Annotated in this window: 18 protein-coding genes; 6 read left to right on the top strand and 12 right to left on the bottom strand. The window is 70.8% G+C overall.

Annotated features, from left to right (window positions below):
- Nucleotides 1–48: 48 nt before the first annotated feature.
- Nucleotides 49–618, top strand: coding sequence for a DUF4383 domain-containing protein (locus ACWGH1_RS19750; protein ID WP_453355254.1), 570 nt, complete (start codon nucleotides 49–51; stop codon nucleotides 616–618).
- 144 nt (nucleotides 619–762) lie between these two features.
- On the top strand, nucleotides 763–984 hold the full coding sequence (locus tag ACWGH1_RS19745; RefSeq protein ID WP_453355253.1) for an FmdB family zinc ribbon protein: 222 nt from the start codon (nucleotides 763–765) through the stop codon (nucleotides 982–984).
- A 27-nt stretch (nucleotides 985–1,011) separates the two neighbouring features.
- On the opposite strand, the gene ACWGH1_RS19740 is transcribed toward ACWGH1_RS19745, so the two are convergent.
- The 4 genes from ACWGH1_RS19740 to ACWGH1_RS19725 are packed head-to-tail and all read right to left on the bottom strand — an operon-like array spanning nucleotide 1,012 to nucleotide 6,234.
- A complete protein-coding gene (locus tag ACWGH1_RS19740) occupies nucleotides 1,012–1,671 on the bottom strand; it encodes an O-methyltransferase (protein ID WP_453355252.1) in 660 nt (219 codons plus the stop codon).
- A complete protein-coding gene (locus ACWGH1_RS19735) occupies nucleotides 1,668–2,498 on the bottom strand; it encodes an HAD family hydrolase (protein ID WP_453355251.1) in 831 nt (276 codons plus the stop codon). The genes ACWGH1_RS19740 and ACWGH1_RS19735 overlap by 4 nt, the downstream gene beginning before the upstream one ends.
- Entirely contained in the window at nucleotides 2,495–5,029 is a 2,535-nt protein-coding gene (locus tag ACWGH1_RS19730) for a phosphoribosyltransferase (protein ID WP_453408858.1), read from the bottom strand. The genes ACWGH1_RS19735 and ACWGH1_RS19730 overlap by 4 nt, the downstream gene beginning before the upstream one ends.
- A gap of 38 nt (nucleotides 5,030–5,067) precedes the next feature.
- Nucleotides 5,068–6,234 (bottom strand): HpcH/HpaI aldolase/citrate lyase family protein, encoded by a 1,167-nt coding sequence (locus tag ACWGH1_RS19725; RefSeq protein ID WP_453355772.1) that lies wholly within the window; start codon nucleotides 6,232–6,234, stop codon nucleotides 5,068–5,070.
- A gap of 208 nt (nucleotides 6,235–6,442) precedes the next feature.
- Here ACWGH1_RS19725 and ACWGH1_RS19720 point away from each other — a divergent pair, with 208 nt between their 5' ends.
- Nucleotides 6,443–7,225 (top strand): TerD family protein, encoded by a 783-nt coding sequence (locus tag ACWGH1_RS19720; protein ID WP_453355774.1) that lies wholly within the window; start codon nucleotides 6,443–6,445, stop codon nucleotides 7,223–7,225.
- 61 nt (nucleotides 7,226–7,286) lie between these two features.
- On the opposite strand, the gene ACWGH1_RS19715 is transcribed toward ACWGH1_RS19720, so the two are convergent.
- From ACWGH1_RS19715 to ACWGH1_RS19690, 6 genes are all read right to left on the bottom strand, one after another.
- Nucleotides 7,287–8,054: a TerD family protein gene (locus ACWGH1_RS19715; RefSeq protein WP_453408857.1), complete on the bottom strand. Its 768-nt coding sequence runs from the start codon at nucleotides 8,052–8,054 to the stop codon at nucleotides 7,287–7,289.
- A gap of 127 nt (nucleotides 8,055–8,181) precedes the next feature.
- Entirely contained in the window at nucleotides 8,182–9,300 is a 1,119-nt protein-coding gene (locus ACWGH1_RS19710; RefSeq protein ID WP_453357550.1) for a DUF475 domain-containing protein, read from the bottom strand.
- A gap of 25 nt (nucleotides 9,301–9,325) precedes the next feature.
- A complete protein-coding gene (locus tag ACWGH1_RS19705) occupies nucleotides 9,326–9,901 on the bottom strand; it encodes a TerD family protein (protein ID WP_136214178.1) in 576 nt (191 codons plus the stop codon).
- A gap of 223 nt (nucleotides 9,902–10,124) precedes the next feature.
- Nucleotides 10,125–10,700: a TerD family protein gene (locus tag ACWGH1_RS19700; RefSeq protein WP_136214179.1), complete on the bottom strand. Its 576-nt coding sequence runs from the start codon at nucleotides 10,698–10,700 to the stop codon at nucleotides 10,125–10,127.
- Nucleotides 10,701–10,827: 127 nt separating this feature from the next.
- Entirely contained in the window at nucleotides 10,828–11,286 is a 459-nt protein-coding gene (locus ACWGH1_RS19695) for a peroxiredoxin (protein WP_453357779.1), read from the bottom strand.
- 183 nt (nucleotides 11,287–11,469) lie between these two features.
- A complete protein-coding gene (locus ACWGH1_RS19690; RefSeq protein WP_030009300.1) occupies nucleotides 11,470–11,895 on the bottom strand; it encodes a DUF3052 domain-containing protein in 426 nt (141 codons plus the stop codon).
- A 448-nt stretch (nucleotides 11,896–12,343) separates the two neighbouring features.
- Between ACWGH1_RS19690 and aceE the strand changes: the two genes are divergently transcribed.
- Nucleotides 12,344–15,076, top strand: a complete 2,733-nt coding sequence (gene aceE / locus ACWGH1_RS19685; protein WP_453356734.1) for a pyruvate dehydrogenase (acetyl-transferring), homodimeric type — start codon at nucleotides 12,344–12,346, stop codon at nucleotides 15,074–15,076.
- Nucleotides 15,077–15,146: 70 nt separating this feature from the next.
- Complete coding sequence (locus ACWGH1_RS19680; RefSeq protein WP_453357768.1) at nucleotides 15,147–15,983, top strand: potassium channel family protein; 837 nt, start codon at nucleotides 15,147–15,149, stop codon at nucleotides 15,981–15,983.
- Here the strand turns inward: ACWGH1_RS19680 and ACWGH1_RS19675 are convergent.
- Both ACWGH1_RS19675 and ACWGH1_RS19670 read right to left on the bottom strand, forming a co-directional pair.
- Nucleotides 15,964–16,359, bottom strand: coding sequence for a peptidase inhibitor family I36 protein (locus ACWGH1_RS19675; protein WP_453357767.1), 396 nt, complete (start codon nucleotides 16,357–16,359; stop codon nucleotides 15,964–15,966). The two genes, ACWGH1_RS19680 and ACWGH1_RS19675, sit on opposite strands and share 20 nt — an antisense overlap.
- A 198-nt stretch (nucleotides 16,360–16,557) precedes the next feature.
- Nucleotides 16,558–18,165 carry an MFS transporter gene (locus ACWGH1_RS19670; RefSeq protein WP_453408856.1) on the bottom strand — a complete coding sequence of 536 codons (1,608 nt, stop codon included), beginning with the start codon at nucleotides 18,163–18,165 and terminating at the stop codon, nucleotides 16,558–16,560.
- Between the two features lie 153 nt (nucleotides 18,166–18,318).
- Here ACWGH1_RS19670 and ACWGH1_RS19665 point away from each other — a divergent pair, with 153 nt between their 5' ends.
- Nucleotides 18,319–18,972 (top strand): TetR/AcrR family transcriptional regulator, encoded by a 654-nt coding sequence (locus ACWGH1_RS19665; protein ID WP_453356817.1) that lies wholly within the window; start codon nucleotides 18,319–18,321, stop codon nucleotides 18,970–18,972.
- Nucleotides 18,973–19,042 lie beyond the last annotated feature (70 nt).

Below are 19,042 nucleotides of genomic sequence, written 5' to 3'. Positions count from 1 at the left end.
CGGATGCTGGGAGGGACCTCAGGCAGCCGTCAGGCAGAGGAGGCCGCCATGGCCACTCACGCTGCTCCGCACATGCGGCGGCCGGTCGGTGCCCGGCTCGACGAGCACCTGCCGGTCGATCACAAGCTCAGCCAGGTGTACCGGGCGGGCGCCGGCCTGACCGGGCTGCTGCTGATCGTGTTCGGCGTCCTGGGGCTGGTGCACCGGATCGGGTTCTTCGACACCGGCGGGGACACGGTGCTGGCACTGAACACGAACGGGGCGCTGAGCGTCCTGTCGATCTGCATCGGCGCGCTGCTGTTCTACGGGATGGTGGTGGGCGGGAACTTCGCCTCGACCCTGAACATCGTGCTGGGTCTGCTGTTCATCGCGAGCGGGTTCGTGAACCTCGCGCTGCTGGACACCGGGATCAACTTCCTGGCGTTCCACATCCCGAACGTGCTGTTCAGCTTCGTGGTCGGCGTGATGCTGATGTGGTTCGGGATGTACGGGCGGGTCGGCGGCGGCCTGTCGCACGACAACCCGTACTGGCGGGCCCGCCATCCCGAGGAGGCGGCCCGCGAGGACCGGGCCGCGGCCAGGCGGGCGCTCCGCACCGGGCGCGCGCCGCACCCGTGACGCCGGACGCCGTGACGCCTGGCGCCGTAACGCCTGGCGCCGTGAGGCCGGCCGCCGTAACGCCTGGCGCCGTGAGGCCGGCCGCCGTGACGCACGTACCCGCGATGCACGCACCCGCGACGGCGGTGCGGCTAGCCTGTGCGCATGCCTCGTTACGAATACCGCTGCCGTACCTGTGACGACACCTTCGAGGTGAGCCGTCCGATGGCCGAGTCCTCGGCGCCCGCCGACTGCCCCGCCGGCCACGCCGACACCGTCAAGCTGCTCTCCGCGGTCGCCGTCGGCGGCGCCGCCCGCGGCGGCCCGGCCGCCGCCCCCGCCCCCGCCATGGGTGGCGGCTGCTGCGGCGGTGGCGGCTGCGGCTGACCGGCCGCGACCGGCCGCCGGCCGGCGCTACCGCTTGCGGGAAAGGGTCAGGCCGTCCGAGATGGCGAGCAGCACCGACTCCATGCGGTCGTCGGCCAGCACATGGTCGTTGAACGCCCGGATGGCCGCCGCCGCGCCCGTCGCCGCCTCGTCGAGCACCCGCCCGTGGAAGAGGGTGTTGTCGCTGACGATCAGGCCGCCCGGCCGCATCCGCGGCACGAGCTCCTCCCAGTAGGCGATCTGGTTCTCCTTGTCGGCGTCGATGTAGGCCATGTCGATGTGCGGCTCCCCCGGCATCGCGCGCAGCGTCTCCAGTGCCGGGGCGATCCGCAGGTCGATGCGGTCCGCGACGCCCGCCGCCTCCCAGGCCTGCTTGCCGTACGCCGTCCACTCCTCGGAGATGTCGCAGGCGATCAGCGCGCCGTCCGCGGGCAGGGCCTGCGCCATGGCCAGGGTGGAGAAACCGGTGAAGGTGCCGATCTCCACGATGCGGCGGGCCCCCGTCAGCCGGACCAGGAAGGCCAGCAGCGGCCCCTGCTCCTGCGCCGACTGCATCCCCGCCGATTCGGGGAACTTCTCGTACGTGGTCGTCACGAGCCCGCGCTGGATGGCGTCCAGCGGGGGGTTGTGGTCGAGCACGTACTGGTAGAGCTCGTCAGTGATCTTGGTGCTGTTGCCCTTGGTCATGCGCCCAGTGTGCCGAGTTCGCCGACCGCGCGCCGGAACGCGCGCACGATTTCCTCGCCCGCCAGGACGCCCGACTCCGCGAGCGCCGTGACCGACCCGGCGGTCCAGCCCGCGTCCGCGAGTTCGCCGTGGCCCGGCCGCCATCCCCGGTCCGCCGCCAGCAGCAGATCGGCGTCCAGCAGCGAGTCACCGGCCGCCAGGGTGGTGGTGGCCCCGGTACGGCGGGCCACCTCCCGCATGGCCGCGCTCTTGGTCAGCGGACGCGGGACGGCGTAGATCTTGCGGCCCTGCAGGGACACGGTCCAGCCGCGCCGCTCCGCCCAGGACACCAGCGCCTTGAGCCACTCGTCCGGGACCAGCGCCCGCTCCACGACCAGGTACGCGAACAGGTCCTCGGCCACCCGTGCCTTGCGCAGCCACGCCGGATCGGCGGTCGCCAGCAGGTGGTCGTGCACCTCGGTGAGCGGGGCGCACTCCTCGGCGAGCCGCGCCGCGACCTGCCGCCGCCAGTCCCGGTCCGGCACGCCGTCCACGAGCAGCTGTCCGCCGTTGGCGCAGATCGCGTACTTCGCCTGGCGGCCGGGGAAGCGGATGCGCTGGTACTGCTTGCGCGTCCGGGTCGTCGTGGGGACCCAGACGACGTCCGGGTCCGCGGTCAGCTCCGCCAGCAGGGCCGCCGCGGTCTCCGTCATGTACGACAGCGGCTTGCTCTCGTGGATCTCCACGCACAGCAGCCGGGGCGCCACCGGGTCGGGCATGGTCAGGCCGAGCGCGGCCGCCGAGTAGATGAGGGTGCGGTCGAGGTCACTGGCTACGAGGACGGTCACTTGGCGGCCACGGCCTTTCCGTCGGCGCCGGTGGCGCCGCGCGTGAAGCGGGGGTGGATGAGTCCCACGCAGGTGTAGGGCAGCCCGTCGACCTCTTCGACCGGCACTCCGCGCTGCTCGGCGAGCAGGCGTACGTGGTCCAGGTCGGCGCCGGCGCCGCGCTGCGCGAGGATCTTCCACGGCACGCGGCGCAGCAGCACCCGCGTCGTCTCGCCGACGCCGGGCTTGACCAGGTTCACGTCGTGGATCCCGTACTCCTCGCTGATCCGCTCGACGGCCGCCCAGCCCGCCCAGGTCGGGGTCCGGTCGGCCGCCAGCAGTTCCTTGACCTCGGCGTCGACCGCCTCGGCCACCTCGTCGAAGCGGGCGGCGACGGCGTCGACGAACGCGACGGACACGTCCGCGCCGGCGAGCTCGCGGTAGAACTTCGCGCCGTGGAAGTCGGCGGGCCCGACCAGGTCGGACCTGAGCACAGTACGCGAGACGAGTCCCGAGACGGTGGAGTTGAGGCAGGCGGAGGGGATCAGGAAGTCCTCGCGGGTGCCGTACGTCGCCACGCAGGAGCCGGGGTCGGCGAGGACGACGATCTCCGGGTCGAAGCCGTCGAACTCCGCCAGGGCGTCGCGCAGCTCCCGGGTGATGGCCCCCTTGCCCGTCCAGCCGTCGACGAAGACGACGTCGGCGGGGTCGTGGCGGGCGGCCAGCCAGCGCAGCGCGTTGGCGTCGATGCCGCGGCCGCGCACGATGGAGACGGCGTAGTGCGGCAGGTCCAGGCCGTGCCGGGCCTGCGCCCAGCGCCGCATCAGCACACCGACGGGGGTGCCGGCGCGGGCGAGGGAGACGAGCACGGGGGACGGCGACCGTTCGGCGAGCACCGTTTCGGTGACGGTGCCCACGGCGCGGGCTATTCGGGCCGCGGAGGCGGTCAGCGCGCTCTGGTAGAGCCGCTGGTAGTCGGGGGACGGCTGGTATTCCACGGGCAGCGACTCGGCGTAGTGCGCGCCGCCCGCCTGGATGGCCTCCTCGCGCTCCTCGGTCGGGGCCTCCAGCTCGACCGCCGAGAAGTCCTGGAGCAACCAGCCGACGTCCTCGGCCGGGTAGGAGGAGAAGGCGGGCCCGCGCAGGGGCTCGGTCATGATCGGCTCCTGCCGGTCGGAAAGGTCGGGACGAGCGGGACGAGCGGGACGGGAGGCCCCGGCGGAGTGCTGCTGTGCGGCGGACGGCACCACCCCCGCCCCCGGTACGTACGACGGCACGACCACCAGCAGCACCTGCCCGGTGTGCGGGGCGAGCCGCGCGAGCAGCCCGTCGGGGGCGTGCAGCGCGTCGGTGTCGCCGCGGGAGTCGACGACGGCGACGACGGCGTCGAAGCCGGCGCCCGCGACGTTGTACGCGTACCGCTCCCCCGGCCCGTCGGCGGGCCCGTCGTGCGCCGGGAAGGTCAGCCGGGTCCGGATGGCGTAGCCGGGATCGTCCACGGCGAGCACCGGCGAGCGGGTGGTGGTGGAGAAGCGGACCTCGCGCGCCCCGGACTCCTCCAGGGCCCGCGCGAGCCGCAACGGCGCGTACATGAGCTCCTCGTTGCCCAGCACCAGGACCCGGCGGGCCCCGGCCCCCAGCTCGGCGTCGATCCGGGCGGCCAGCGCGGGCAGCGCCGCCTCCAGCCGGGCCCGGTGCGCGGGGGTGAAGCCGTGCCGGCCCCCGTCGGGCAGCCCGGCGGGCCAGTCCAGGCCGACGCGCCGGACGGGCGCGGCCGGGCCGGTGCCGGCCGGGGTTTCCTGGGACTCGTACTCCTCGACCAGCGCCTGCCCCCTGGCCAGGACGTCCTCGGGCAGCCCGACCGTCCCGGTGGCGAGGGCGACGAGGTCGATCCGGGCCCCGAGCCCGGCGGCGAAGGCGTCCAGGCGCTCGCGGTCGGCCGCGGAGCGCATGTCGACGAGGGCGACCACGACGTAGTGCGGGCGGGGGTGGCGGGCGTGCAGGTCGCGGATGGTGTTCAGGACGGTGTTGCCGGTGGAGAACTCGTCGTCCACCAGGACCAGCGGTCCGCTGCCGGTCAGCAGCTTCGGGTCCGCGGGGAGCAGCAGGTGCGAGGTGGCGTGCGAGTGGGCTTCCTCGAAGCCGCCCGCGGGCTCCACGCCGGGCACGGGGCGGCGGGTGGAGTGCAGGTAGGGGGCGGTGCGCAGGCCGTCGGCGACGCTGTGGCCGAGGCCGGTGGCGGTCTCGGCGTACCCGAGGACGACCGCGTCGGCGGCCGCCTCTCCCAGCAGCTCCCGGACGCGTTCGCCGAGCCCGTGGCCGGCGGCGTGGACGGCCGCCGGGGACTGCGGGACGTGCTTGCCCAGGATCCGGGAGACCAGCAGGTGGGCGCGCTTGGGGTTGCGCCGCAGGGCGAGCCCGAGCAGGTCCCGCAACGGCGGCTGTCCGGGCTGCGACTGCCCGGGCGCCGCGCCCTGTTCCAGGCGTACGCCCAGCCGGTCCGCGACCCAGGTTCCCGACCACACCTCGTCGATCGTCTTGCCCTTCTTCATGGAACGCTCCGAAAACCGCGTGTGCGACGGCGGCGGGTTCATACCTTGAGCCCGGCCGTGAGCAGGTCGACGAAGCCGACCTCCTCCCTCGCCACACCGAAGACCTCGGCGCGCAGCATGGTGCGCTCGGCCCAGGCCCGGTGGGGCTTCACCTCGTTCATCTTGTTCGTGTAGGCGGAGCGCATGACACCGCCGCCGCCGCGCTCGGGGCGCAGGATGTCCTGGGCGTCGCTGAACTCCTCGTGGGAGACCACCGACAGCGCGTGGACGGGCGTGACGTGCGCGGGGTGGATGCAGGTCTTGCCGAGCAGTCCGTTGGCCCGGTCGAGTTCGATCTCGCGCAGCAGTCCGTCGAGGTCGTGCTCGATGAGGGCGGTGCGCAGTTCCTCGACGCCTTCCGCGAGGAAGGGGCTGCGGCGCAGTTGCGGCTTGAAGAGGCGCTGCTGGCTGCGGAAGTACTCCCAGACGGGACCGGTGACGGTGAAGCCGGTGCCGTCGGCGCGGCTGAGGACGTTGACGACGTCGGCGATGACGCCCGCGACGATCTTGACGTCGTAGGCGGTCATGTCGGGGGTGCGGCGCAGTCCGTATACGGAGCAGAAGTCGGTCACGCCGAGGCGCAGGGCGAGGACGCGCTCGCGGTAGCGGTTCACGGTCCGGGAGATCCCGGCGAGTGCCTCGACCCGGGTTTCGAGGTGGAGCAGCTCGGGGGTCTCCAGGACGGGCATGGCGTACAGGGGGGCGGTGCCGCTCGCCCGCTCCGCCTGGGCGACGGCGTCGAGGAAGGCGGTTCCGCGACTCTCCGTGAACTTCGGCAGTACGAATCCGGCCAGGTGCCGCGCCGAGCCGCCGAGGCGGCCCACGAGGTCGGGAATCTGTTCGGGCGTGCGCACCCGGATGAAGAGGAGCGGCGGCTCGGCGCCGTCCTCGTCGAGCGCGGCGAACTGCCGGATCAGGTTGGCCTCGCCCTCCGTCACCTCGCCGTCGCTGATGGAATCCTCCAGGCAGAGGACCATGGAGACGACTCCGCGGGCCGCCTGCTTGCGGATGTCGTCGGCGAGGCGGGGGCGGATCGCCGGACTGTAGAGGGTGGCGCCGAGTCCGGCGGCGAGCGTACGGGCGGGGGAGGCGGCGGTGAATTCGGCCGGCTCCTGGTGGAAGAGGTCCTTGCGGACGCTGGGCGAAATGTGCCCGAAGTGACGCATGTGCTTCCCCCGTACTGCCTCGGCGGCCCAACTGGCGTGGCCGGTAATAGTACGTACGAATACAAGTCAAGAGTTCCGCAAGCACATGAAGTTCAGGTAACCCTCTTGCACCATGCCCAGGTCCCGGGTCCCGTACAAGTGGCTACGGGCATGTGACTACGGGGGGCCGCATTGTCCAGGTCACGGCCGGGAGGGCAGGATGACCGGCATGACGCACGCGATGCAGAAGGGCTCGAACATCCCGGTGTCCGCCGTGGCGGTCCGGGCGGTGCTGCGCTGGACCACCGGACCCGAGGTGCCGGACGTGGACGCGTCCGCACTCCTGGTGGGGGCGGACGGGCGGGTGCGCTCCGATGAGGACTTCGTGTTCTACAACCAGCCCCGGCACCCGTCGGGGGCGGTGTGGCGCCTGGGCAAGAAGCAGATCGGGGACGCGATCACCGACGCCGTCCAGGCGGACCTGCGGACGGTGCCGGCCGTGGTGGACCGGGTTCTGGTGGTGGCCTCCGCCGAGGACGTGCCCTTTCAGCGGATCCATGACCTGCGGATCCTGCTGTACGACGCCACCTCCACCGGCGGCTCCGAGCCGCTGGCCTACTTCGACGTGCACCCGGAGACGGGTGCCGAGACGGCGCTGATCTGCGGCGAGCTCTACCGCCGGGCCGAGGGGTGGAAGTTCCGCGCCCTGGGTGAGGGGTACTCGGACGGCCTGGTGGGGCTGGCGACCGACCACGGGATCTCGGTCGACGAGAACGCGCCCGACCAGGCGGCGAGCCCCGCGCCCGGACCGACCGACGAGCAGACGGCCGCGATGGCGCCGCCGACGCCTCCGGTGCCCGCGGTGCGCCCGGCGCCCGCGCCGCCGACCCAGGCCCCGCCGGCCGTCGAGCCGGCCTACGGCTACCCGCAGCCGGTGTCCCCGGTGCCCGGGCCGGGCGGCGACTCCGCCTTCCGGCTCCCGGCGCAGGGCCCGCAGTTCATCCGCCGCTGACCGGCGCACCGTCCGGGCCGTCCCGGCCGGGGCCTGAGCGGAGCCCCGCGGGGGGCACCGGTCAGGCCTTGGTGCTCTTGTAGCCCCGGCCCCACTGGAGCCCCCACCCGTACAGCCGGTCCAGCTCGGCCTGGAACCCGTAGACGAACTTCACCTCGCGGCGCACGGTCAGCTCGCCCTTGACGGTCTCCAGCGAGACCACGGCGCAGGACCGCGCCTGCGGGTGGCGCTCCTCCAGCTGGATCTCGATCCGCGGACCGGTGCTGGGATACAGGGTGACCAGGGCGTGGGTCCGGTCGAAGGCCGGGGTCTGGTCGTAGATGTAGACGAAGACCAGCAGCCGCTTGATCTCGTCGGCGTGGTCGAGGTTGACGAATATCGTCTCGCCCGAGGGCGCGCCGAACCGGTCGTCGCCGCTGAGCTTCACGTACGGGGGACTGTTGATGTCGCCGTGCAGGTTGCCCAGGGGCTGGACGACGCCCCGCGTCCCGTCCGTCAGCTCGTACAGGCAGCCGATGTCGAGGTCGACGTTGACCATGCCCTGGGTGTGCGCCTGCACCATGTCGGGCTTGAAGAGCTTGAACGGGTGGCGCAGCAGCCGGCCGCTCTGGCCGGAGCGGCCGCCGATGTCGGAGGTGCGCATCCGCCACGAGAGGTTGACCCGCAGGTTTCCGTGGACGGCCCCCTGTTTGGTGAGCGAGACCGTCGGATGCCTCCTGGTCAGCTCGATCGCGTTGGACGAGGCGCTGCCCGAGTCGAAGCGCATCGCGCGGGCGCCCCTGATGCCGTCGAAGAAGCCGCTGCCGAAGACGCTGTCGAAGAGACCCATTTCCCCTACCCCCCTGAAACCCCGCACGTACGGAAGCGGGGCGGCCGGGCCCCGGACGAAGTCCGGGGCAGGGTCCGTGGACCCTCAGGCCGCCCCGCACATGGAGCGTTCCGCATTCCCGCCGGGCTCATGCCTCGACGGGAACTCCTTCCAGTTCGGCCAGGCGCTTGTTGCGGCGCACGGAGGACCAGAAGGACCAGGCGATCAGCAGGACGCCGACGAGGCCGGTGATGACCTCGTTGATCTCGTACTGGATCGTGACGAGGAGGATCACGGCGAGCGCGCCGATGGCGTAGTGCGCGCCGTGCTCCAGGTACACGTAGTCGTCGAGGGTGCCCTGGCGGACCAGGTAGACCGTCAGCGACCGGACGTACATGGCACCGATGCCGAGGCCGAGGGCCATGAGCACGATGTCGTTGGTGATGGCGAAGGCGCCGATGACCCCGTCGAAGGAGAACGAGGCGTCGAGGACTTCGAGGTAGAGGAACATGAAGAACGCGGCCTTGCCGGCCATGACGACGGCCGGGACGGCGCTGCCGCTCCGCTTCGCTTCCTCCTCGGCCTCGTGTTCGGCCTCTTCGTCCTCTTCGAGCTTGTTCTCGAAGTAGCCGGAGAGACCACCGACGATCATGTAGGTGATCAGACCGGCGATGCCGGCCACCAGGACCGTCTCCGCCTTGTCGACGTGGACGCCGCCGTGCTGGTGGGCCTGGGTCGCGAAGGTCGCCGAGGTGATGAGCAGTGCGATCAGCGCGATGCACGCGGACAGCATGTCGATCTTGCCGAGCTTGGCCAGCGGACGCTCCAGCCAGGCGAGCCACTTGATGTCCCGGTCCTCGAAGATGAAGTCGAGGAAGATCATCAGCAGGAACATGCCGCCGAAGGCCGCGATCGCCGGGTGGGCGTCCGTGACCAGTTGCTGGTAGCGGTCCTTGTCGGTCAGCGCCAGATTGACGGCTTCGATCGGCCCCAGGCTGGCGGTGATCGCGACGATCACGACGGGGAACACCAGCCGCATGCCGAAGACCGCGATCAGCACACCGACCGTGAGGAAGATCTTCTGCCAGAAGGCATTCATCTTCTTCAGGATTCCGGCGTTGACCACCGCGTTGTCGAAGGACAGCGAGATCTCAAGGACGGACAGGATCGCCACGATCCCAAAAGCGGTCCACCCCCCGTAGAACACCGCTGCGGCCAGACCGAGCGCAGTGACTGCGAACGACCAGCCGAAGGTTTTGAGAACCACTGGCACCCCATCGTGTTGTACGGCTTTACGAAACGTTGACCCCGAAGTCTAGAGCGATGCCCCGCAGCCCCGACGCGTACCCCTGTCCCACCGCCCTGAACTTCCATTCGCCCCCGTACCGGTAGACCTCGCCGAAGATCATCGCGGTCTCGCTGGAGGCGTCCTCGGTGAGGTCGTAGCGGGCCAGTTCCTGGCCGTCGGCCTGGTTCACCACGCGGATGAACGCGTTGCTGACCTGGCCGAAGCTCTGCCGGCGGGCTTCCGCCTCGTGGATGGAGACGGGGAAGACGATCTTGTCCACCTCCACCGGCACCTTGGTGAGGTCGATGATGATCGACTCGTCGTCGCCCTCACCCTCGCCGGTGAGGTTGTCGCCCGTGTGTTCGACGGAGCCCTCGGGGCTCTTGAGGTTGTTGTAGAAGACGAAGTACGAATCGCCGAGCACCCGGCCGTCGCGGCACAGCAGCGCGCTGGCGTCGAGGTCGAAGTCGGCGCCCGTGGTGGAGCGCGCGTCCCATCCGAGACCGACCAGGACCCGGGTGAGGTTCGGTGCGGCCTTGGACAGGGAGACGTTGCCCCCCTTGGCGAGTGTGACGCCCATGTTGTGGTCCTCCCCGGACGACGTGGTGATGGTGGTGCGGTGGTGCCGGCACTGCGGTCGGGCTGGTGGCGCTGCGGTCGTGCTGCTGCGGTCGTGCTGGGTGCCATCGGTAGAACCGGTGGTTCCGGTGGTGCTGGTAAAGCCGGTCCGGCGCCGTACACACAGTGCACGGCGCCGGACCGGAAGCGGCTGCGGGTCACAGCCGGCTGGCTGAGGCCAGGGCTCAGACGTTGACGCCGAAGTCCTGGGCGATGCCGCGCAGGCCCGAGGCGTAGCCCTGGCCGATCGCGCGGAACTTCCACTCCGCGCCGTTGCGGTACAGCTCGCCGAAGACCATGGCGGTCTCGGTCGAGGCGTCCTCGGAGAGGTCGTAGCGGGCGAGCTCGCTGTTGTCGGCCTGGTTCACGACCCGGATGTAGGCGTTGCGCACCTGGCCGAAGCTCTGCTGGCGGGTCTCGGCCTCGTAGATCGAGACCGGGAAGACGATCTTGTGCACATCGGCCGGGACGCCGGACAGGTTGACCTTGATGGCCTCGTCGTCGCCCTCGCCCTCACCGGTGGTGTTGTCACCGGTGTGCTCGACCGAGCCGTCCGGGCTCTTCAGGTTGTTGAAGAACACGAAGTTCGAGTCGTTGGCGACCTTGCCCTGGTCGTTGGTCAGGATCGCGCTGGCGTCGAGGTCGAAGTCGACTCCGGTGGTGGTGCGAGCGTCCCAGCCCAGACCGACGATGACCGCCGTCAGGTTAGGCGCGGCCTTGGTCAGCGAGACGTTGCCGCCCTTGCTGAGGCTGACTCCCACGGGTCCTCCATTGGGTTTCGATGTGGGGCTGCGCCCCTTCGTGCGGTTGCTGTCGGATCAACGTTTCGATCCTAGTGACGGGTTCCCGCCCGTCACCGGATTTCCCGCGGATCGGGCGACGTACCCGTCAGAGGCTGTCGAGGGCCTCGATGTACTCGTTCAGGTCACGCGCGTCGGGCAGCCCGTTGACGACGGTCCAGCGCACGACGCCGTCCTTGTCGATGATGAAGGTGCCGCGGACCGCGCAGCCCTTGTCCTCGTCGAAGACGCCGTAGGCGCGGGAGGTCTCGCCGTGCGGCCAGAAGTCGGAGAGCAGCGGGTAGTCCAGGTTCTCCTGCTCGCCGAAGACCCGGAGGGTGGGCACCGAGTCGTTGGAGACGGCCAGGAGCTGGACCTCGTCGTTCTGGAAGCGGGGGAGCTGGTCGCGCAGCTCGCACAGCTCACCGGTGCAGACGCCGGTGAAGGCGAACGGGTAGAAGAGCAGCACGACGGCCTTCTCCCCCCGGAAGTCGGAGAGCCGCACGGTGGCGCCGTGGTTGTCCTTGAGCTCGAAGTCCGGGGCCTTGCTGCCGACCTCGATCGCCATCTCTCGCAATCCCTTCGTTCCTGCATTCCTGCGGTGGGCTGTTCGGGTGCGGCCAGCCTATGGGGTACGGCCTCCGGGAGGGGAACGCGCGTGCGCCACCGCAACGCCGCCGGAACGCGCACACCCCGCCGACCGGGGTGATTCCGGTCGGCGGGGTGTGTCCGCTCGGCTGCGGGGCGCGGCTCAGCGCTTGGCCTTGGCGGCCTTCGGCGTCACCAGCTTGGTGGAGGTCCACTCCTTGCCGACGGGCAGGCCCTTGGCAAGCGAGAGGCCGGCCGTCTCGGCGGCCTCGCTGATGTCGCTGGCCTCGACGTAGCCGTCACGGCCCGTCTTGGGGGTCAGCAGCAGGATCAGTGCGCCGTCCTCGACCAGCTCGGTCGCATCGACCAGGGCGTCCGTCAGATCGCCGTCCTCGTCTCGGAACCACAACAGCACCGCGTCGGCGACGTCGTCGTAGTCCTCGTCGGCGAGCTCGCTGACGAGCTTCTCGACGGCGTCACGGAATTCCTGATCGACGTCGTCGTCGTAGCCGATCTCCTGGACCACCTGTTCGGACTGGAAACCCAGCCGGGCGGCCAGGCTCTCCGCGTGGTCCGCGGTCGCGCTCACGGGGTGCCTCCTGCTCATGTTCGGTGAATGTCTTTCGGCGGCGCGCGTACGCGCAGCATTGGGCGTAGTCCACACGGGCGCGGCGGATCGCGCAAGTACCCGGCCGCCGAGACCGTCGAAACGGTGACGATTGCGGCCGTCTCGCCGCAACTTTGATGGTGCCCGTACGGGCCTGTGGTGATTCATCCCACACCATTCCGGCTCAATCGGCATCGCTCGGGACTTCCCACCTGTTTGAGGGACGAACGGCCTTACGAAGGGGCTGATCGACTTGGGCGTAAGGTGGCGGTCCGGCCGGACCCGCTCTGACGTCGTTTCCCCCCGCTCCACCGGCGGTGCCCAGGCTTTCCAGGGGTTACCCAGTGGTAGAGGTGAAGATTTCGGCCGAGCGTAAGACCATGGGAGGCGGCGACCCAAGGCACGACTCCCCCGACAGCGAAGGAACAGCGTGGCTTCCGCATCCGATCGCAATCCGATCATCATTGGCGGCCTGCCGAGCCAGGTCCCGGACTTCGATCCGGAAGAGACGCAGGAGTGGCTCGACTCCCTGGACGCGGCCGTCGACGAGCGCGGCCGTGAACGCGCCCGTTACCTGATGCTGCGCCTGATCGAGCGGGCGCGCGAGAAGCGCGTGGCCGTTCCCGAGATGCGCAGTACGGACTACGTCAACACGATCGCCACCAAGGACGAGCCCTTCTTCCCCGGCAACGAGGAGATCGAGCGCAAGGTCCTCAACGCGACCCGGTGGAACGCGGCCGTCATGGTCTCGCGCGCACAGCGCCCCGGGATCGGGGTCGGCGGCCACATCGCGACCTTCGCCTCCTCCGCCTCCCTCTACGACGTGGGCTTCAACCACTTCTTCCGCGGCAAGGACGAGGGTGACGGCGGCGACCAGATCTTCTTCCAGGGCCACGCCTCGCCCGGCATCTACGCCCGCGCCTACCTCCTGGACCGGCTCTCCGAGCAGCAGCTCGACGCGTTCCGGCAGGAGAAGTCGAAGGCTCCGTACGGTCTGTCCAGCTACCCGCACCCGCGGCTGATGCCCGACTTCTGGGAGTTCCCGACCGTCTCGATGGGCCTCGGCCCGCTCGGTGCGATCTACCAGGCCCGGATGAACCGGTACATGGAGGCGCGCGGGATCGCGGACACCTCCAAGTCCCACGTTTGGGCGTACCTCGGTGACGGTGAGATGGACGAGCCGGAGTCGCTGGGCCAGTTGTCCATCGCGGCCCGCGAGGGTCTGGACAACCTGACGTTCGTCGTCAACTGCAACCTCCAGCGCCTGGACGGCCCGGTCCGCGGCAACGGGAAGATCATCCAGGAGCTGGAGTCGATCTTCCGGGGTGCCGGCTGGAACGTCATCAAGCTGATCTGGGACCGCTCGTGGGACCCGCTGCTGGCGCAGGACCGCGACGGCATCCTGGTCAACAAGATGAACTCCACCCCCGACGGGCAGTTCCAGACGTACGCCACCGAGTCCGGCGCGTACATCCGCGAGCACTTCTTCGGCGGTGACCAGCGGCTGCGAGCGATGGTCGAGAACATGACCGACCAGCAGATCCAGCACCTCGGGCGCGGCGGCCACGACCACAAGAAGGTCTACGCGGCGTACGCGGCGGCCAAGGCCCACAAGGGCCAGCCGACGGTGATCCTGGCCCAGACGGTGAAGGGCTGGACGCTGGGCCCGAACTTCGAGGGCCGCAACGCGACGCACCAGATGAAGAAGCTGACGGTCGACGACCTCAAGCGCTTCCGCGACCGGCTGCACATCCCGATCACGGACGCGCAGCTGGAGCGCGGCGCCCCGCCGTACTACCACCCGGGCCGCAACTCCCCCGAGATCCAGTACATGCACGACCAGCGCAACGCCCACGGCGGCTACGTGCCGACCCGCGTGGTGCGCGCGAAGCCGCTCCAGCTGCCCGACGACGCGGCCTACGCGGCGGCCAAGAAGGGCTCGGGCCACCAGTCGATCGCGACGACGATGGCGTTCGTGCGGATCCTGAAGGACCTGATGCGGGACAAGGAGATCGGCAAGCGGTTCGTGCTGATCGCGCCCGACGAGTACCGCACCTTCGGCATGGACGCCTTCTTCCCGAGCGCCAAGATCTACAACCCGCTGGGGCAGCAGTACGAGGCGGTCGACCGCGAGCTGCTGCTCGCGTACAAGGAGTCGCCGACCGGCCAGATGCTGCACGACGGCATCTCCGAGGCGGGCTGCACGGCCTCGCTGATCGCGGCGGGTTCGGCGTACGCGACGCACGGCGAGCCGCTGATCCCGGTCTACGTCTTCTACTCGATGTTCGGTTTCCAGCGCACCGGTGACCAGTTCTGGCAGATGGCCGACCAGCTGGCGCGCGGTTTCGTCCTCGGCGCGACGGCCGGGCGGACCACCCTCACGGGTGAGGGTCTCCAGCACGCCGACGGTCACTCCCAGCTGCTGGCGTCGACCAACCCGGGCTGCGTGGCGTACGACCCGGCGTACGGGTACGAGATCGCGCACATCGTCAAGGACGGTCTGCGGCGCATGTACGGCCCGGAGTCGGAGGACGTCTTCTACTACCTGACCGTCTACAACGAGCCGATCCAGCACCCGGCCGAGCCGGCCGGGGTCGACGTCGAGGGCATCCTCAAGGGCATCCACCGGGTGTCGGCGGCCACGGAGGGCAGCATCGGGGCGCAGATCATGGCCTCCGGCGTGGCCGTGCCGTGGGCGCTGGAAGCCCAGCGGATCCTGGCCGCCGAGTGGAACGTGAAGGCGGACGTCTGGTCGGCGACCTCCTGGAACGAGCTGCGCCGCGAGGCCGTGGAGGTGGAGGAGCACAACCTGCTCCACCCGGAGGAGGAGCAGCGCGTCCCGTACGTGACGCGCAAGCTCTCGGGGTCCGAGGGGCCGTTCGTGGCGGTCTCCGACTGGATGCGGTCGGTGCCGGACCAGATCTCGCGCTGGATCCCCGGCCCGTACACCTCGCTCGGCGCCGACGGGTTCGGTTTCGCGGACACCCGTGGCGCGGCCCGCCGGTTCTTCCACATCGACGCGCAGTCGGTGGTGCTGGCCGTGCTGACCGAGCTGGCGAAGGCGGGCCGGATCGACCGTTCGCTGCTGAAGCAGGCCATCGACCGCTACCAGCTGCTGGACGTCGCGGCGGCCGACCCGGGCGCGGCGGGCGGCGACGCGTAGCCGTCACCCTTCCGAGGGGGCGTTGGGACGGTTGTCCCAACGCCCCTTACTCGTTCTTTACTATGCGGGCATGAAAGAACCCTCCCGCCAGGCCCGGTGGGAGCGGCGGAGCCAGACCCCGCTGCTCGTGCTCGCCGTGGCGTTCGCCGTCGCGTACGCCGTGCCGATCGTGGCGCCGGACGCGAGCCCCGCGGTGCACCGGGCGTGCACGCACGCCGAGTGGGTGGTGTGGGGCGCCTTCGCCGCCGACTACCTGGTCCGGCTGACCCTGTCGCCGTCGCGGAAGGCGTTCGTACGGGGCCACTGGCTGGACCTGGCCGCGGTACTGGTGCCGATGATCCAGCCGCTGCGGCTGCTGCGGCTGGTGTCGACGCTGCTGCTGGTGGGCCGGCGGGCCCGGATGGCGCCGCAGGTCCGGCTGACCACGTACGTGGCGGGCGCGGTGGTGGGGCTGCTGATGTTCGGCTCGCTGGCGGTGCTGAGCGTGGAGCGGGACGCGCCCGGGGGGAACATCAAGAGCCTCGGGGACGCGCTGTGGTGGTCGGTGACCACCATGACCACGGTCGGGTACGGGGACCACTCCCCCACCACCGGGCTGGGGCGGCTGCTGGCGGTCGGGCTGATGCTGTCGGGGATCGCACTGCTGGGTGTGGTCACCGCCAACATCGCCGCCTGGTTCATCTCCAGGTTCGAGCGCGACGACCAGGTGGAGCGGGCGCAGACCGCGGCGATCGCGGAGCTGGCCGAGGAGGTACGGGCGCTGCGCGCCGAGGTCGCCCGGCTGGGAAACCGGCCGGCGGGGCCGGGGCCGGCCGGCGCCCCGGCGCGGGAGGACCGCACCGGGGCCCCGGCGGGGGCGGCGGACGACCACGCGTTCCCCGGGCCGGTCAGCGCTCCCAGACCTTGAACGCCCGCACCTGGTAGGGCGACTGCGGCAGCCAGACGCCGTCGCCCGGGTAGGTCTGGAACTCTCCCGTCTCCTGGCACTCCGCCGACTGGTACGTGGTCACCGGGCGGCCGGTCCGGTTGGTGAGGGCCTGGGCGCTGGTCCCGGCGGGCAGCGCGGTGCAGCTGTTGATGTCGAGGGTGCTGAGCTCGTAGGTGTGCCGGGCGCCCTTGAAGTCCGGCTTCACCCACAGGCACAGCTGCCCGGTGGCGCAGGCGCCGAGCGTCGGTGGCCCGGCGGCGTGCGCGGGGCCGGCCGTGCCCGGGACGAGGGCGGCCGCGGCCAGGGCGAGGGCGGCCAGGAAGGTACTGCGCTGCGCGGGGATACACGTACGCATGACGGGTCAACTCCTTGTGGACAAGCAGGCCCCGGACCGTTTCCGGAGCTCCGACGACCCCACGCTGACCTGCGGCGACGTGCGTCCGGAAGGTGCTGCGGCCGGGTCCACCCGGATAGGCGACAGCCCCGCCGGAACCGTCCGGCGGGGCTGTCGTGCGCAGGGGGTTGACGCCTGTGCGGCGCCCGGACGGCCGGCTCAGACGTGGGCCGCGCCCGTCCCCGCGGCGGCGTTCTCGCCGCGCTTGGTGAAGCCGGCCACGATCGCGGCGAGCACCGCGACCACGCCCGCGACGGTGAAGGCGGTGCTCATGCCCGAGACGAACGTGTCGTGCGCGACCTTGGTGACCGCCTGCGCGACCTGCTGCGGAACGCCCGGCGGGACGGGCGCGATGCCGACCTGCACGCCCTTCTCGGCGAGGTCGAGCTGCTCGGGGCTGAGCGGCGGCAGCTGCGCGCGCTGCCAGTTGTCCCCGAACGAGTCACGGACGGTGCCCGCCATGACGGCGCCGAGCACGGCGGTGCCCAGGCTGCCGCCGACCTGCATGGCGGCCTGCTGGAGCCCGCCGGCCACCCCGGACAGCTCCAGCGGGGCGTTGCCGACGATGACCTCGGTGGCGCCGACCATGACGGGCGCGAGGCCGAGGCCGAGGAGGGCGAACCAGAGCGACATGACCATCGTGCCGGTGCCCGGGGTCAGCTGGGCCATCCCGAAGCAGGCCGCCGCGGTGGCGACCATGCCGGCGACCAGCGGGATCCGCGGGCCGATCTTGGTGATCGCGGCGCCCGCCAGGGGCGATCCGATGATCATCATGCCGGTGAGCGGCAGCAGGTGGAGCCCGCTGTCGACCGGCCTCATGCCGTGGACGTTCTGGAGGTAGAAGGTGACGAAGAACAGGCCGCCCATGAACGCGAAGGCCATCAGCACCATCAGTACGGTGCCGGCGGACAGCGGCAGCGAACGGAACATCCCAAGCGGGATGAGCGGTTCGGCGACCCGGTTCTCCCAGAAGGCGAAGAGCGCGAAGCAGACGACCGAGGCGCCCAGGAAGGCCAGGGTCTTGGCGTCGCCCCAGCCCCACTCGGCGGCCTTGATCAGGGCCCAGATGAGCGAGAACATCGCGCCGGACAGCAGCAGGATGCCCAGCAGGTCGAAGGAGCGCGGGGCGTTCTCGGCCCGGTGGTCGAGCAGGATGAAGAGGCCGAAGCCGAGCGCGACGATCCCGACGGGGACGTTGATGAAGAAGACGGACTGCCAGCTGACGTGCTCGACGAGCAGGCCGCCGACGATGGGCCCGGCGGCCGTCGAGGCGCCGATGACCATGCCCCAGATGCCGATGGCCATGTTCAGCTTCTCGGCGCTGAAGGTGGCGCGCAGCAGGCCGAGCGCTGCGGGCATCAGCAGCGCGCCGAAGAGACCCTGGGCGACCCGGAAGCCGATGACGAGCTCGACGCCGGTGGACAGGCCGATGACGGCCGAGGAGAGCGCGAAGCCGGCGATGCCTATGAGGAAGGTCTGCCGGTGACCGAAGCGGTCACCGAGCTTGCCGGCGGTGATGAGGGAGACGGCGAGGGCCAGGAGGTAGCCGTTGGTGATCCACTGCACGTCGGCGAGGCTGGCGCCGAGGTCCTTCTGGATGGCGGGGTTGGCGACCGCGACGATCGTGCCGTCCAGGGTCACCATCATGACGCCGATCGCAACGGCGAAGAGGGTGAGCCACGGATGGCCGCGCAGTCCTGAACCCGACGGCGGCGGGCCTAATTTCTCAAGGGTCACCCGGCCGTCGGCGGTGATCTGACTAGTCATGCGAACAGGCTAGTGACAGCGACTGACACTTCACAAACGGCTTAACGGGACAGTCGCTGTCAGCTGGGTCACAGGTACCCTGACCGCTCACTCAGCGTCAGAACAGACCGGCATCGGATCCCGGCAGCAACACCGGAAGGGGACCACGCGGTGATGACCGAACACCGGCCCGCGCCGGCCGTTCCGGCGGCCGGACTGCGCGAACGCAAGAAGCGGCGCACCAGGGACGCGCTGCTGCGCGCAGCCCTCCTGCTGTTCCTCGCGCAGGGCTACGAGAAGACGACGGTCGACGAGATCACCGACGCCGTGGAGGTCTCCCAGCGCACCTTCTTCCGCTACTTCGCCAACAAGGAGGAGGTCGCGTTCGCCGTCCAGGACCTGGTCGAGTCGCACTTCGTGGCGGCGCTGCGGGCACGGCCGGCCGCCGAGGGGCCGCTGACCGCGATGCGCAACGCGGTGCTCGTCGCCTGGGACACCGTGGACGAGGCGATCTCCGACGTGGTGCCCGTCGACCTCTACATGCGCGGCTACCAGCTCATCGAGTCGACTCCGGCGCTGCTCGCCGTCCACCTGCGGCGCTCCACCGAGCTGGAGGAGCGCATCGCGCGGCTCGTCGCGGAACGCGAGGGACTGGACGTGGACGCCGACCCCCGGCCGCGGGTCGCGGTGGCCGCCTTCTCCGGCGTCATGCGGGTCACCGGACGGCTGTGGGGGCAGGGGCACGACACCAGCGTGGCGGCGATCCGGCGGATGACCGAGGCCTACCTCGATCAGATCGGCCCGGCACTGGCCGCGGACTGGCACTGAGCGACGGCGTGCGCGGGGGCGTACGTGCGGCGGCGGGGGCAGTAGCCGAGCGTGACGGCCCGACAGTCTG

It is taken from the genome of Streptomyces sp. NPDC054883 (genome assembly GCF_053610645.1).
This window is presented reverse-complemented; position numbering and strand designations above follow the sequence as displayed.

What these genes read in the sequence shown, in the direction of transcription:
- ACWGH1_RS19720 (WP_453355774.1), top strand. Translation starts at nt 6,443, where the DNA reads ATGACGCACGCGATGCAGAAGGGCTCGAACATCCCGGTGTCCGCCGTG.
- ACWGH1_RS19725 (WP_453355772.1), bottom strand. Translation starts at nt 6,234, where the DNA reads ATGCGTCACTTCGGGCACATTTCGCCCAGCGTCCGCAAGGACCTCTTC.
- ACWGH1_RS19745 (WP_453355253.1), top strand. Translation starts at nt 763, where the DNA reads ATGCCTCGTTACGAATACCGCTGCCGTACCTGTGACGACACCTTCGAG.
- ACWGH1_RS19670 (WP_453408856.1), bottom strand. Translation starts at nt 18,165, where the DNA reads ATGACTAGTCAGATCACCGCCGACGGCCGGGTGACCCTTGAGAAATTA.
- ACWGH1_RS19665 (WP_453356817.1), top strand. Translation starts at nt 18,319, where the DNA reads ATGACCGAACACCGGCCCGCGCCGGCCGTTCCGGCGGCCGGACTGCGC.
- ACWGH1_RS19705 (WP_136214178.1), bottom strand. Translation starts at nt 9,901, where the DNA reads ATGGGCGTCACACTCGCCAAGGGGGGCAACGTCTCCCTGTCCAAGGCC.
- ACWGH1_RS19750 (WP_453355254.1), top strand. Translation starts at nt 49, where the DNA reads ATGGCCACTCACGCTGCTCCGCACATGCGGCGGCCGGTCGGTGCCCGG.
- ACWGH1_RS19715 (WP_453408857.1), bottom strand. Translation starts at nt 8,054, where the DNA reads ATGGGTCTCTTCGACAGCGTCTTCGGCAGCGGCTTCTTCGACGGCATC.
- ACWGH1_RS19680 (WP_453357768.1), top strand. Translation starts at nt 15,147, where the DNA reads ATGAAAGAACCCTCCCGCCAGGCCCGGTGGGAGCGGCGGAGCCAGACC.
- ACWGH1_RS19675 (WP_453357767.1), bottom strand. Translation starts at nt 16,359, where the DNA reads ATGCGTACGTGTATCCCCGCGCAGCGCAGTACCTTCCTGGCCGCCCTC.
- ACWGH1_RS19730 (WP_453408858.1), bottom strand. Translation starts at nt 5,029, where the DNA reads ATGAAGAAGGGCAAGACGATCGACGAGGTGTGGTCGGGAACCTGGGTC.
- ACWGH1_RS19695 (WP_453357779.1), bottom strand. Translation starts at nt 11,286, where the DNA reads ATGGCGATCGAGGTCGGCAGCAAGGCCCCGGACTTCGAGCTCAAGGAC.
- ACWGH1_RS19740 (WP_453355252.1), bottom strand. Translation starts at nt 1,671, where the DNA reads ATGACCAAGGGCAACAGCACCAAGATCACTGACGAGCTCTACCAGTAC.